Origin of the sequence: Streptomyces antibioticus (assembly GCF_002019855.1) — a bacterium.
Taxonomy (GTDB): domain Bacteria; phylum Actinomycetota; class Actinomycetes; order Streptomycetales; family Streptomycetaceae; genus Streptomyces; species Streptomyces antibioticus_B.
Map to the genome: position 1 here is coordinate 8,178,338 of NZ_CM007717.1, position 13,533 is coordinate 8,191,870.

13 protein-coding genes are annotated in these 13,533 nt (G+C 71.0%); 3 read left to right on the forward strand and 10 right to left on the reverse strand.

Going from position 1 to position 13,533, the window contains the following annotated elements:
• Positions 1–33 precede the first annotated feature (33 nt).
• The 4 genes from AFM16_RS36800 to AFM16_RS36815 all read right to left on the reverse strand — a co-directional run bounded on the left by AFM16_RS36800 (position 34) and on the right by AFM16_RS36815 (position 5,144).
• Complete coding sequence (locus AFM16_RS36800) at positions 34–2,295, reverse strand: ATP-binding cassette domain-containing protein (RefSeq protein WP_078636595.1); 2,262 nt, start codon at positions 2,293–2,295, stop codon at positions 34–36.
• 138 nt (positions 2,296–2,433) lie between these two features.
• Positions 2,434–3,201 carry an ABC transporter permease gene (locus tag AFM16_RS36805; RefSeq protein WP_078636596.1) on the reverse strand — a complete coding sequence of 256 codons (768 nt, stop codon included), beginning with the start codon at positions 3,199–3,201 and terminating at the stop codon, positions 2,434–2,436.
• Positions 3,191–4,174 carry an ATP-binding cassette domain-containing protein gene (locus AFM16_RS36810; RefSeq protein ID WP_078636597.1) on the reverse strand — a complete coding sequence of 328 codons (984 nt, stop codon included), beginning with the start codon at positions 4,172–4,174 and terminating at the stop codon, positions 3,191–3,193. The genes AFM16_RS36805 and AFM16_RS36810 overlap by 11 nt, the downstream gene beginning before the upstream one ends.
• Positions 4,175–4,259: 85 nt before the next feature.
• Positions 4,260–5,144, reverse strand: a complete 885-nt coding sequence (locus AFM16_RS36815) for a siderophore-interacting protein (RefSeq protein WP_078636598.1) — start codon at positions 5,142–5,144, stop codon at positions 4,260–4,262.
• 114 nt (positions 5,145–5,258) lie between these two features.
• Between AFM16_RS36815 and AFM16_RS36820 the strand changes: the two genes are divergently transcribed.
• From AFM16_RS36820 to AFM16_RS36830, 3 genes are all read left to right on the forward strand, one after another.
• Positions 5,259–6,101: a TetR/AcrR family transcriptional regulator gene (locus tag AFM16_RS36820; RefSeq protein ID WP_051781104.1), complete on the forward strand. Its 843-nt coding sequence runs from the start codon at positions 5,259–5,261 to the stop codon at positions 6,099–6,101.
• A 193-nt stretch (positions 6,102–6,294) separates the two neighbouring features.
• A complete protein-coding gene (locus AFM16_RS36825) occupies positions 6,295–6,954 on the forward strand; it encodes an LmbU family transcriptional regulator (protein ID WP_205070508.1) in 660 nt (219 codons plus the stop codon).
• A 35-nt stretch (positions 6,955–6,989) separates the two neighbouring features.
• Positions 6,990–7,196 carry a ferredoxin gene (locus AFM16_RS36830; protein ID WP_030797239.1) on the forward strand — a complete coding sequence of 69 codons (207 nt, stop codon included), beginning with the start codon at positions 6,990–6,992 and terminating at the stop codon, positions 7,194–7,196.
• An 80-nt stretch (positions 7,197–7,276) separates the two neighbouring features.
• Here AFM16_RS36830 and AFM16_RS36835 read toward each other — a convergent pair whose 3' ends face one another.
• The 6 genes from AFM16_RS36835 to AFM16_RS36860 form a co-directional block, all read right to left on the reverse strand.
• A complete protein-coding gene (locus AFM16_RS36835) occupies positions 7,277–8,578 on the reverse strand; it encodes a cytochrome P450 family protein (RefSeq protein ID WP_245177903.1) in 1,302 nt (433 codons plus the stop codon).
• Between the two features lie 26 nt (positions 8,579–8,604).
• On the reverse strand, positions 8,605–9,645 hold the full coding sequence (locus AFM16_RS36840) for a methyltransferase (protein ID WP_030797236.1): 1,041 nt from the start codon (positions 9,643–9,645) through the stop codon (positions 8,605–8,607).
• 64 nt (positions 9,646–9,709) lie between these two features.
• On the reverse strand, positions 9,710–10,972 hold the full coding sequence (gene kynU, locus AFM16_RS36845) for a kynureninase (RefSeq protein ID WP_030797233.1): 1,263 nt from the start codon (positions 10,970–10,972) through the stop codon (positions 9,710–9,712).
• A gap of 84 nt (positions 10,973–11,056) precedes the next feature.
• Positions 11,057–11,920: a tryptophan 2,3-dioxygenase gene (locus AFM16_RS40535; RefSeq protein ID WP_078636599.1), complete on the reverse strand. Its 864-nt coding sequence runs from the start codon at positions 11,918–11,920 to the stop codon at positions 11,057–11,059.
• Positions 11,917–12,849, reverse strand: coding sequence for an alpha/beta hydrolase (locus AFM16_RS36855; protein ID WP_078636600.1), 933 nt, complete (start codon positions 12,847–12,849; stop codon positions 11,917–11,919). Before AFM16_RS36855 ends, AFM16_RS40535 begins: the two co-directional genes overlap by 4 nt.
• 4 nt (positions 12,850–12,853) lie before the next feature.
• Positions 12,854–13,486 carry a DUF6875 domain-containing protein gene (locus AFM16_RS36860; protein WP_078636601.1) on the reverse strand — a complete coding sequence of 211 codons (633 nt, stop codon included), beginning with the start codon at positions 13,484–13,486 and terminating at the stop codon, positions 12,854–12,856.
• Between the last annotated feature and the right edge of the window lie 47 nt (positions 13,487–13,533).

Here is a 13,533-nt window from a genome sequence, read left to right on the forward strand (position 1 = left end):
CGAGCGGTGTGGGCGGGGCGGCTCAGAACCGTTTCACCCCTGTGAGAGGTCCGCGCGCAGGTACGCCGCCGTATGGGAGTCCGTGGTCTTCAGGAGGTCCGCCGGGGTTCCCTCGAACAGGACGTGGCCGCCGCCGCTGCCTCCCTCGGGGCCGAGGTCGATGATCCAGTCGGCGCTTCGGACGACATCGAGGTTGTGCTCGATGACGATGACGGTGTTGCCCTGGTCGACGAGGCGTTCGACGATGCCGAGGAGGCGCTGGACGTCCGACATGTGCAGGCCGGTCGTCGGCTCGTCCATGACGTAGACACTGCCGACCCGGTGCAGATCGGCGGCGAGCTTGAGGCGCTGACACTCGCCGCCGGACAGGGTGCTGAGCGGCTGGCCGAGGCGCAGGTAGTCCAGGCCCACGTCGTTCAGGGCGTGCAGGACCGGGCGGAGCTTGGGCTCGGTGAAGAAGTCCGCCGCCTCCGCCGCCGTCATCTCCAGTACGTCGCTGATCGATCGACCGCGCAGACGGTGGCCGAGGACGTCCTCGGAGAAGCGGCGGCCCCGGCAGACCTCGCACACGGACTTCAGCGTCTCCAGGAACGCCAGGTCGGTGTAGAGCACGCCGAGGCCCTGGCAATTCGCGCAGGCGCCTTTGGAGTTGGCGCTGAACAGGGAGGCGCTGACGCCGTTGGCCTTGGCGAACAGCTTGCGGATCGGGTCCGAAAGGCCGGTGTACGTCGCCGTGTTGGACCGCCGTCCCGCCGTCACCGCCGACTGGTCGATCACGACGGCGTCGGGGTGCTGCCTGAGGAACGCGTCGTTGACGAGGGAACTCTTGCCGGACCCGGCGACACCGGTGACCACGGTCAGGACGCCGGTGGGGAAGCCGACCGTGACGTCCTTGAGGTTGTGGCTCGTGGCGTGGGTGACGGTGAGCGTGCCGGTGGGGCGGCGAGGCGCGGTCTTCAGGGGCAGCCGGCGCTTCAGGTGACGCCCGGTGAGGGTGTCGGCCTCGGTGAGACCGGCGAAGGTGCCCTCGAAGACGACCGTGCCGCCGAGCGTCCCGGCCCTGGGGCCCATGTCGACCACATGGTCCGCGATGGCCATGACGTCGGGATCGTGCTCGACCACGAGGACGGTGTTGCCCTTGTCCCGCAGGGCGAGCAGGAGTTCCTTGAGCCGGTGCACGTCCCGGGGGTGCAGGCCGACACTCGGCTCGTCGAAGACGTACAGCATCTCGGTGAGGCTGCTGGACAGATGGCGGACCGTCTTGATCCGCTGCGACTCGCCGCCCGAGAGGGTGCGGGTCTCCCGGTTCAGGCTCAGATAGCCGAGACCGATCTCCAGCAGGTGCCGCAGCCGGGCGACCAGGTCGTCCAGGACGGGTTTGACGTGGGGCAGGTCCAGCCCAGACAGGACCTCCGTCAGGCGCTCGGCCTCCATGGCGGTGAGGTCCGCGATGTGATGGCCGCCGATCCGGGTGGAGAGCGCGGCGGGCGCCAGCCGGGTGCCGCCGCAGTCGGGGCAGGGAGCCGAGTGCACGAACCGCCGGAGCGCCTGGCGGTTGCGCTCGGACATGTCCTCCTTCTTGATGTAGAGCCGGGTGAACTTGTCCACCAGGCCCTCGTACTTGACGTTCAGCGTGTTGCCCTGCCAGTCCAGGCGGAGCTTGTGCGGCAGTTCGCCGTGCAGCAGCGCCTGCCACTCCCGCTCGGTGAAGTCGGACAGCGGCTTGTCGTTGTCGAAGAGGCCCGACTCCATGTAACTCAGCCAGTACCAGGTGTCGTTGGAGAAGTCGGGGTGGAGCAGCGCGCCTTGGCGGAGGGAGCGGGAGCGGTCGACGAGCGCGTCGAGGTCGGGCCTCACGACCGTGCCCAGGCCCTCGCAGGTCGGACACATGCCCTGGGGGTCGTTGAAGGAGAAGGTGCTCGGCGGCAGTCCGGCGGGGTCCCCGGCGCGGGAGAACAGCAGGCGCAGCAGGGGGTTGATGTCGGTGATCGTGCCCACGGTGGAGCGCGGGTTGCCGCCCAGGCGCTTCTGGTCGATGACGACCGCGGCGGAGATGTTCTCGACGGCGTCCACGTCCGGACGGCCGTGATCGGGCAGGAAGTTGCGGACGAAGGCGGTGAACGTCTCGTTGAGCTGCCGCTGCGCCTCGGCCGCGAGGGTGTCGAACACCAGGGACGACTTGCCCGAGCCGGAGACGCCGGTGAAGACCGTCAGCCGTCCTCTCGGGATGGTCAGTGAGACGTTCTTGAGGTTGTTCTCCCGGGCACCGGTCACCCTGATGGCGTCGGTCCTCACATGTGCTCCTCGTGCTCTTCGGTGGTACGGGTGGGCTCCCCCTCCGGGGGAAAGGGGGAGCCCGGTCTCGGGGTCGGCCGGTGAGCCCTGTATGCCCGGCGCCGTCAGGAATCCGGCGCTGTCAGGAATCCGGTGCCGTCACGCGTTCTCCTTCTGGAACGTCCGCGTCCCCCACAGCAGCGCGAGCCCGGCCATGAGCACGAGCACGAGGGAACCGGTCAGCAGCCCCGTCGAACCCAAGTCCCCCCGGAACGCCGCGCGTTCGGCGTCGACCACATGGGTCAGCGGGTTGATCCGCGCCAGGTTGTACAGCCAGTCGGGGGCGAGCTGCGCGGTGACCGGCAGAAGGACGCCGGACAGCAGGAGCAGCGGCAGGAGCACCGCGTTCATCAGGGAGGGGAACGCGGCCTCGCTCTTGAGGATCATCGCCAGCGCGTACGACCCCGAGGACAGCGTGATGGCCAGGACCGCGGCGATCAGCAGGCTGAGCAGCATGCCGGACACCGGGGCGTCGAGGTCGAAGACGAGGAGGGTCACCAGCACGATCAGGGCGGACTGGGCGGTGGCCTGCACGGCCTGGGCCAGCACCTTGCCGAACAGCAGCGCGGCCCGGCTCGCCGGGGTGCCGCGGAAGCGGTCGACCACACCGACCCGGTACTCGGTGAGCAGGCCGACACCGGCGAAGGAGCCGCTGAACAGTGCCGTCTGCACGATGAGCGCCGGTGTGAGCACGGCCCAGGCGTCGCCGGGCGGGAAGCCGGGCGTGTGGTCGACGACCGTCACCATGAGCGGCCCGAAGAGGAACAGATACAGCAGCGGCTGCATGATCCCGATGATCAGCCAGGTCGGACTGCGCAGCGAGAGCCTCATGTCCCGCAGGAAGATCAGCCGGGTGTCACGCAGCATGGGCGGCCTCCACGGCCTGGGGCGCGGTCTCGCCGTCCCGCAGGGAGCGCCCGGTGAGACCGAGGAACACGTCGTCGAGGGTGGGCCGGTTGACCTTGACCGAGGTCATGGTGATGCCGTGGCCGTCGAGGACGCGCAGCAGCTCCGGCAGCGCGACATCGCCCCGGGGCACCCGGAAGCGGACCGTGTCGGCGGTGACGGTCACCTCGTGCGCGCCGGTCAGCCGTTCGGCGAGTGAGGCCGCCTCGGTGGCCCGGTCGGCCACCTCGACGGTGACCGCGTCGCCGGAGACGCGGGCCTTCAGCTCCTCCGGGGTGCCCTCGGCGACGATCGTGCCGTCGTCGGTGACGAGGATGCGGTCGCACAGGGCGTCGGCCTCGTCGAGGTAGTGGGTGGTGAGGAAGACGGTCATGCCCTGCTCGGCGCGCATCCGGCGGACGTGGTCCCACAGGTTGGCCCGGCTCTGCGGATCCAGTCCGGTGGTGGGTTCGTCGAGGAAGACCAGCGCCGGTTCGTGGACCAGTCCGAGCGCGATGTCGAGCCGCCGGCGCTGACCGCCGGAGAGCGTCTTGGCGGGGCGCTGGTCCAGTCCGGCCAGGTCGAGCCGTTCCGCGAGCAGGGCCCCGCGCCGCCGGGCCTCGGCGCGTGACAGACCGTACAGCCGGGCCTGGAGTTCGATCTCCTCGGCGACCTTGGACTCCGGCCAGGTGGAGCCGCCCTGGGGGACGTAGCCGATGTTGCGCCGTACGCCCTGGGGGTCCGTCAGGAGGTCGCAGCCGGCCACGGTGCCGGTGCCGCCGGTGGGGCGCAGCAGGGTGGTGAGCATCCGTAAGGTCGTGGTCTTTCCGGCCCCGTTGGGACCCAGGAATCCGACCAGTTCGCCTGCCGCCACATCGAAGTCGATGCCTTTGACCGCGTCGACGGTACGGCCCCTCAGGGTGAACCGGCGGGCGAGACCTCGCACTGTGATCATGGGATCCTTCTCTCGTACCGGCCGTCCCCCGGCCGGATCGCGACGCTGCCCGGCCGACAGGCGGCCGCTTCCGTCGCTGCGCTCGTCAGGCACGGTCGTCGGCGGCGGCCTGGAACTCTGCGAGCCGCTCCTGCGCCTCGGCCATGTCCTCGGTGGTCGGGGCGTCGTCCTGGGTGAGCTTGAAGCGCCAGTAGCCGCTGAAGTCGATCGACCGCTTGTCCAGCCCCCGCTCGTCGACCAGATGACGGCGCAGCGCGCGGACCGCGCCCGACTCCCCGGCCAGCCAGATGAAGGGGCGCCCGGGCGGGAACTCGGCCCCGCGGACGGCGTCGATCAGCACCTCGCTACGGCCCGCCGGCGTCCCGTCGCGGTGCAGCCAGTGGACGGTGGCGTCGCCCGCTGTCTCCAGGTCCTGCTGCTCGCCGTCGTCGGCGACCTCGATGTAGGCCACGGCGTGGGCTTCCTTCGGCAGGGCGTCGAGCAGGCTGCCGATGGCGGGCAGCGCGGTCTCGTCGCCGGCGAGCAGCAGCCAGTCGGCGGCGGCGATCGAGTCGGTGAGGGAGACCGGCCGGGCGTAGACCGCCGACGGGCCCACCATGCCGATGCGGTCGCCGGGCCGGGCGGAGCCGGCCCAGCGGGTGGCCGGTCCGGTGTCGCCGTGCAGGACGAAGTCGATCTCGACGGTCCTGGTCCCGGGGATCCGCCGACGGAGGGTGAAGCTGCGCATCCACGGCCGCTCGTCCTCGGGGACGGCCAGGAACGCCTGGTACCAGCTCGTCGCGTCGTCGCTCTGCTCCGGCAGCACGGGCAGGCGCTGGCCGGACCGGGGGAAGCACAGCTTGAGCTGCTGGTCCGGGGTCCGGCCGACGGAGTCGTCGAGGTCGTCGGCCTCGAACGTCACGCGAGCCATCCGCGGTGTGATGCGAGTGATGTCGGTGACCTGGATGAACGTGACGGGGAGCTCTGCCATCGAAAACCTTCCGAGAACGTCGGGCATCCCGGGGCGGGCCCGCGCCCACCTGGTATCTTTACCCTGTAAAGAGATGCCTCGGCGAGGTTACTTTATGGGGTAAGGAGTTGCAAGGTGGTTGTGTTTGCCGGACAGGGTGACGCCCGCAGGTCCATGTCTCTGCTGTGGCGCCCGGCCGAATCCCGGGGCGCCAGAACAGGGCCCGGACCCAAGCCCGGGCTCGATGTGGACACGATTGTGGCCGCGGGTGTCGCGGTCGCGGACGAACAGGGAATGGGGGCCCTGTCGATGCGCGCGGTCGGCGCCCGGCTCGGGCGGACCGCCATGGCGCTCTACACGTACGTGCCGAGCAAGAGCGAACTGGTCGACCTCATGCACGACCGGGTGCTGGGCGAACTGCCCACCGAGTACCCGACCGACGCTGGCTGGCGCCCGGCGGTCACGGCCTGGGCCGACGACGTCTGGGCGTTCTGTCTGCGCCACCCGTGGGTGCTCCAGGTGTCCCAGGCCAGACCCGTCCTCGGGCCGAACGAGTACGCGCAGATGGAGACGCTGGTGCGGATCCTCGGCGCGGCCGGCCTGGAACCGCTGCACACGAGACGGGTCATCGCCGTGTTGTTCCAGTTCGTGCGGGGTATGGCCCGGGTCGCCGCCGAGCACCGGCAGGCCGCGCCGGACACCGGCGTGTCCGACGAGGAGTGGTGGGCCGAGCGGTCCGCGCTCCTCATGGAGGTGGCCCCCGACTTCGCCGGACGCTTCCCCGCCCTGGCGGCGCTGGAGTCGCGGGCGACCCTCGCCGCCGCGGCCGAACCGGGGGCCGACGACGCCGCGCCGTATCTGGAGCGCGAGGCCGAGGAGGCGTTCCGGGTCGGCCTGGACGTGATCCTCGACGGCATCGACGCGGCCCGGCGGACCGGCTCCGGCGGCGCGGTCCTCGCCTCCGCCCCCACGCCCTGACGGCCCCTGCGGTACGACGCTCTCGGCGCGCGAACATTTCCCGCGGAGGCATGTTCGCGTCCAAGGCGGCCGCATTTTGACTAGAAAGGTTCGTTACTGCATCTGAACGGTGATCTAGGGTTTCTCGTGGGCCAGTCGCTTTACGACTCCCGGCCGTTGACCACCGGCACGGAAGTTGTCATTTCCTAATGTCATGGGGGTGTACATGCAGCACTTCGCCAAGGACGACCGGCAGGACAAACACCTACCGGTCGGCCGCAGAGCGGGCGGCAGGGCTGTTCCCCCCTGGACCGCCGGCCGCGAGCAGATCCTCACCACCCGGGTCGGCCTGAAGATCCCCACCGCCCTGTCGTACGACCGGTGGGAGAAGGCCGGGCTGTACATCTTCCGCATCGCCGACTCCTCCGCCTGGTGCCTGGGGGACTGGCTCGTCTACGGCCAGGAGTGCTACGCCGACCGCTACCAGGCCGGGGTCCAGGCCGCCGGACTCGACTACCAGACCCTGCGCAACTACGCCTGGGTCGCCCGGCACTTCGAGAGCGCGCGCCGACGCGAGAACCTCAGCTTCGGACACCACGCCGAGGTGGCCTCCCTGCCTCCCGCCGAGGCCGACACCTGGCTCGACCGCGCGGAACAGCACGGCTGGTCCAGGAACCAGCTCAGGGTCCAGTTGCGGGAGAGCCGCCGCGGCAACCGGGCCATCGCCCCCGCGCGGGCCAGCCTGCCCCGCATCAGCGCGCCCCACGAACGAGTGGAGCGCTGGCGCGAGGCCGCGTCGAAGGACGACCGGGACTTCGAGGAATGGATCCTCCTGACCCTCGACCGTGCCGCCGCGCACGAACTCGGCCCCTGACGGCCCGCCGGCCCGACCATCGGAGACCGCCTCCTATGCGGATACGCATCGACCACCACACCTGCATCGGATCCGGGCAGTGCGCCCTGACGGCACCGGGCGTGTTCACCCAGGACGACGACGGCTACTCCGCGCTCCTCCCCGGAGCAGCGGAGACGGCACCCCGTGAACGGGTGACGGAAGCGGCACTGTCCTGCCCCGTACAGGCCATCGCCGTGGCGGACGCCCCGCCTCCCACCTGACCGAACCCGAACACCCGAGCGCCGAGGGCTCCACGGGTACGCACCGTGGAGCCCTCGGCCTCGCGCTGCCGTCGTCGCCGTCACGGCCGTAGTCGCAGGCGCAGTGCGTCGAGACGCCAACTGCCCGGCAGCCGGGCCCGACGCACCTCCGGATCGCCGTCCGCCAGGGCCAGGTCCGGGTAGGTCTCCAGCAGCCGGGCGAGCGCCACCTCGCCCTCCTGCCGGGCCAGCGTGGCGCCCAGGCAGTAGTGGATGCCGTGGCCGAAGCCCACGTGGTTCTCGGCCTGCCCCTCCTGATGGCGCGTGATGTCCAGCCGGTCCGGATCGGAGTAGTGCCGTGGGTCGAAGTTGGCCGACACCAGCACCAGTTGGACCGCGTCGCCGCGCGCGACGGGAGTACCGGCCAGCTCCAGGTCCTCGGTGGCGTAGCGCAGCCGCGCCACATGCACCGACCCGCACCAGCGCATCAGCTCGTGCACCGCGCGCGGCAGCAGCGCCGGGTCCTTGCGCAGCAGCGCCCACTGGCCGGGATGCGTGAGCAAGGCGGCGGTGCCGTTGCCGATCAGATGGGCGCTGGTCTCATGGCCGGCCAGCACCAGGGTGAGGATCATGGTGACCGTCTCGATGTCGCTGAGCCGTCCGCCGTCGTCGTCCTGCGCGCGGATCAGCTCGCTCAGCAGATCGTCCGTGAGCGCGGCGCGACGCTGTTCGATCAGCCTGTGGCAGTAGTCGATCATCACGGGGAAGGAGTGCCGCAGCCGTTCCGGCCGCATCGACACCAGGTCGCCGCCCCACTCCCGCCACCGCTCCAGGTCGGTCGCCGGGATCCCGACCAGCTCGCAGATCACCGTGATCGACAACGGATACGCGAAATGCTCCAGGAGGTCGACCGTGCCGTCCTCCTCCTCCCGGCGCGGCAGTTCGGCGAGCAGCCGGTCGGCGATCCGCTCGATCCCGGGCCGCAGACCGAGGATCCGGCGGGCCGCGAACGCCCGGGTCACCAGTCGGCGCAGCCTCGGATGGTCCGGCGGATCGCTGTCGAGGATCGAGCCGAGCAGATAGACCCGCAGAGGCTCGGGGACGTTGAGCAGGTCCATCATGCCCTCGCGCGGATCCGCGCCTCCCTCGCCGGGCACGGGGGAGGGGGTGTTGACGAAGCGGGGGTCGCGCAGCACCGCGCGGACGTCGTCGTAGCGGGTCACGAACCACACCGGGGTGCCGTCGACGAACCTGCCGCGGACGACCGGGCCCCGCTCGCGCAGTCGGCCGTAGCCGGTGAAGGGGTCCGCGAGCAGGTCCGGATCCATCATGTGCGGGCCGGCAGCGGGGCACGCCGCGCCCGCAACGGTCGTCGATCCTGTGTCGTGCGAGGCGTGGGACATGGCCGGCTCCGGTTCTCGCGGGGGCGTCATTTGACCGCGCTGATCACGCCGTGCGGCGTCCACCGGCCGCCCGGCAGCCGCTCGTACTTCACGAAACCGGCCGCGGCGAACCACTCCTCGTACTGGCCCCACCGGTGAATGGCACTGCTCGCGGCGGGCAGCGTCGCGAAGTACACGTTGTCGAGGGCCGCGTACAGGGGGCCGTCACCGCTGTCGTCGGACATCGCGTTGAACACGACGACCCGCCCGCCGTCCGGCAGCGCCGCGTGAGCCTTGCGCAGCAGCCGCAGGTTCTCCTGCGGCGACCAGATCACCAACTGGTTGGCGAAGAGCACACAGTCGTGCCCCGACGGATAGGTGTCGGCGAAGATGTCGGCCGCGCGGACGGCGATCCGGTCGGACAGACCGTGCTCGGCGATCTTGCGGCGGGCGATCTCCACCGTGCCGGGCAGGTCGAGGACGGTGAACTCGACACCGGGGTTGGCCTGCGCGAGGGCGATGGCGTTGACGCCGTCGCCGCCGCCCACGTCGAGCACCCGGCGCACCCCGGTCAGATCGGCCTTCTCGACCAGCACGGGATTGGACAGCCGGGACCAGGACCGCATGCAGCGGTAGAACAACTGCTCAAGGTCGGGATCCGCGGACAGCCGGTGGTACAGATCCGTGCCCGAGCCCTTGATCCGGCGCAGGCCGACGTTGGTGTTCTCGCGCAGGGACTGGGTGAAGTCCACCTCGGCGGGGCGGACGATCCGCTCCTCGTACTCGATCAGATCCTCGACGATGTCCCAGGTCCCGTCCTCGAACAGGCAGTTCAACAGCCCCGCGTTGACGTATCCATCGTCCTGACGCTCCGTCAGTCCCAGTGCTGTGGTGCCGAGAAGCAGTATCTGCACCGGTCGTTCCGCCAGGCCGAGTTCCTCGCCGATCTCCGCCGGGGTCAGCCCGGGATGCCGGTGCAGCAGGGAGAACAGGCCGAGGTTGCGGCCCGCGTTGAGCATCTGGAAGGCCGAGGAGCCGAACAGGATCTGGACCAGTCCGTCGGTGGTGAGCGGGGATGTGCGTGCCATGGGCACTCCGTTTCGGCAGGGGGTGGTGAGGTTCGGGCGGAGGAGCCGGGGAGCGAGCCGGCGATCAGGTCACCCGAGCGAGATCGGCGGGCCGGGACACGTACGTGCCCTCGGCCGCGACCTCACGGATCCGGGACAGCGCGTCCCAGACCTCGGTGAACCGTGTGTAGAGCGGGGACGGGCCGATCCGCAGCCGGTCCGGGACCCGGTAGTCGCACACGACCTTCGCGTCCGCCGCCAGCGCCCGGCAGATCCGCCAGGCATCGGGATGGCGCAGCGACAGATGCGCACCGCGCCGTTCCGGCGGACGGGGCGAGGCGGCCCGGAAGCCCAGGGGAGTGAGCCAGGCGTCCGCCAGATCGTCGGCCAGCCGGCCCAGCCGCAGCCCCTTCGCCCGGATCCGCGCCACACCGGCCTCCTCGACCAGGGCAAGGGCCGGCTCGATCGCCGCCAGCGACAGCAGCGGGGGCGTGCTCACCAGGAAGCGCTCGATGCCCGGCACGGGATCGTAGTCGGGGCCCATCCGGAACTGCTCGCGCTGCCCGAACCAGCCCCACACCGGCTGCCGCAGCCGCGACTGAAGAGCGCGGCGCACATAGAGGAACGCGGGCGAACCGGGGCCGCCGTTCAGGTACTTGTAGGTGCACCCGACGGCGAGATCCGCGCCGTCGGCGGCCAGATCGACGGGCACCACCCCCGCGGCGTGCGACAGGTCCCACAGCACGCGCGTACCGACCGAACGAGCCAGCTCGTTCACCCGCGCCATGTCCACGAGCGCTCCGCTGCGGTACGACACCAGCGACAGCACCACCAGCGCGACGTCCTCGTCCAGAGCGGAGCGGAGCACGTCGAGATCGAGGCCGCCGTCGAGATCGGAGGGGAGCCGGCGCAGACGCAGCCCCCGCTGATCGGCGAGGCCCTGCATGACGTACCGATTGGTCGGGAAATCCTCGGCGTCGATCAGGACGGTACCGCGCCCCGGAGCCGCGCCGAGGGCGGCCCCGGCCAGCTTGTACAGGTTCACCGAGGTCGAGTCCGACACCACGACCTCGCCCGGCCGCGCGCCGAGCACATGCTCGGCGAGACGGTCGCCGAGCCGGGCGCCCCAGTCGATCCAGCGCTCCCACGACCGCACCAGCCCGCCTCCCCAGCCCTCCTCGACCACCGCGCGCAGCAGGTCAGGGGTGTCCGCAGGCAGCCGGCCCAGTGAATTGCCGTCCAGGTAGATCAGCTCCGGATCGCTGATGACGAACCGCTTCCGGAACTCGGCCAGCGGATCGGCCGCGTCCAGTTCCTCGGCCACGGTGCGTGGGATTCCGCCCGTCATCGAGGCCCTCCTTCTCTCTCGTGTCGCTCTCTTGTGCCGCTCTCTTCCGTGCTCTTGTGCCGCTCTCTCGTGTCGTTCGCCGGATCAGAGCGTGGAGCGCACCGACCACAGCTCAGGGAAGAAACGGTGCTCGCTGATCCGGGCGAGCCAGGACACGCCCTCGGTGCCGCCGGTGCCCGGCTTGGCGCCCAACATCCGCTGCACGGTGACCAGATGGGTGTAACGCCAGCGCGCGAACCGGTCCGCCACGTCCATCAGCGCCTCGGCCAGCAGATGCAGGTCCTGATGGCGGACCGGATCCCGGTAGACCGCCCGCCACGCCTCCTCGACCTCCGCACCGCCGCGATACGGCACGGTGGCGTCCCGCACCGGCCCGTCGTCCGGTGTGAGCAGCCCGCGGCGGGCCAGCAGCGCGAGCGCGGCGTCGTACAGACTCGGCTCGTGCAGTTGGCCGACCACCGCGTCGTAGCCGACCGTGTCCCGGTGCGGTTCGGTCATCGCCGGGTTCTTGTTGCCGAGCAGGAACTCCAGCCGCCGGTAGCCCGCCGACTGAAAGCCGGAGGCCGACCCCAGCACGTCCCGGAACTCGCAGAACTCCGCGGGCGACAGCACGGAGAACGTCTCCCACGACACGAGCAGCACCTGCTGCACACGCCCCGCGCGGCGCAGCGTCCACAACGCGTCGCCGAGCCGGTCGCCACTCAACTGGTCCCGAGCGGTGGTGAGTTCCGTGTGCAGCAGCTTGAACAGCAGCTCCTTGACCTGGCTCATGATGATGAACCCCGGCTCGGTCTCGGCCGGGCTGAGCGGATGCTGGAGCGCCAGCAGCTCGTCCATCCGCGCATAGTGCGCGTACGCGGTGGTGGTGCCGGACGCGGGCGCGGATCCGGCGGACAGCGGACACCGCGGGCTCGCCTCGGAGCGCTGGGCGGTCTGCTCGGTGCTCATGTGCTCGTTCCTCCCAGTCCCGTCCGAGCGTTTCCCAGTCCCATCTGCGCGAGGACCGCGTCGCCAAGTCCGGTGCCCCGTACGCCCAGGTCGTAGGGGAGATCGAAGTGGTCGCGCCGGTCGGCGACGACCTCCGTGACCGCCTGCCGGGGGCGCAGTGCCGTCACCATCCGGTCGTGCTGGCGCACGTACTCCTCGGTCTCGTTGCCGCCCCGGGCCACCACCACAGGGGGCAGCCGCTCCGGCAGGCGGTGCAGCGGGCTGTTGCGGCGCGCCCCGGCCTCGTCCAGCCGCAGCGCGTCGTTGACGTACGACAGCCGTACCGGCTCCAGGTCGTAGACGCCGCTGAGCAGCACCGCCCCGGCGATCCGGCCGGACACGTCCGGTCCGTCCGCCGGATCGGGCAGCAGGGTCATCGTGGCCAGATGCGCGCCCGCCGAGGTCCCGCACAGATGCAGCCGGTGCGGGGCGAACCCGAGCCCGTCGGCGTGCCGCAGCAGCCAGTCCACGCTCCGCCGCACCATGCCCGCCATGGCGTCCAGGCCGACGTCCGGTGCCAGCCCGTACTCGATCACCGCGACCGCCGCCCCCTCCGCCAGCAACGCCGGTGCGGGGAAAGCCGATTCGGCCCGGCCGAGCGCCTGCCAGTTCCCGCCGTGCACGAACACCAGCAGCGGGCAGCGCCCGGAAGCCGGGCCGGGAAAGTAGTCCAGCCGCTCCGCCCGGTGCGGACCGTAGGCGAGACCGGCCCGCACCGGGTGGTCCCGGCGGGCGGCCGCGCTCAGCCGCTCGTACGCCCGCAGGTAGGCGTCCAGGCTCGGCACCCGGGAACTCGGCGAGTACTGCCGGTCCAACGTGGCCCGGTCCATGCCCCGGTACACCGCGGCGCCGCTCACCGCGCGGACCCCCAGGGCGAGTTCGTCACCCATACGCTCAACTCCCCGTCCCGTGGACGGCGCGAGCCCGCTCGTACACCTCGGTCAGCAACGGGTCGATGCCGTGCCCCGAGGCGCGGTAGCGCGCCCCGAAGCGGCTCGCGTACTCCTCGAACCATTCCCGCCGGTCCGCCAGGAACAGCACGTCGTGGATCGCCATCGACCGCACCGCCATCATCGGCACGGGCGCGTAACTCACCTCGAACCGCGGGTTGCGGGCCGCCTTCTCGCGGCACTTCTCGTGGAACTGGGCGATCATCAGCCCGCGCCGCACACTCTCCGGCTTGAGCGCGGCGTGCGCCGCGTCCAGCAGGTGCAGATGCTCGGCCGGCAGATCGGGCAGGACGAGCAGCAGCGAGCGCAGATTCGGGTTGCCGGCCCGCCAGTCGACCTCGCTGAACTCGTCGAGGCCGCAGCGGACGATCTCGTCGATCAGGGTCTGGCTCGGGGTGGGGCCCACCAGCCTGACCCGGATCTCCAACGCGTCGGCGCGCTGGGCCGGTTCGACGAACGGGCACACCGGACCGGGCCGTCCGAGTTCGCTGTGCGGTTGACGGATGTAGTCGCTCAGCCAGCCGTCCACGGCCGCCAGCGCCTTGGCCAGGTCGACGGAGAGTACGTCGGTCAGCATCGTTGTCAGTCCTCGGTTGTCGGTCCTCGCAGAATGCGGACGGGGGA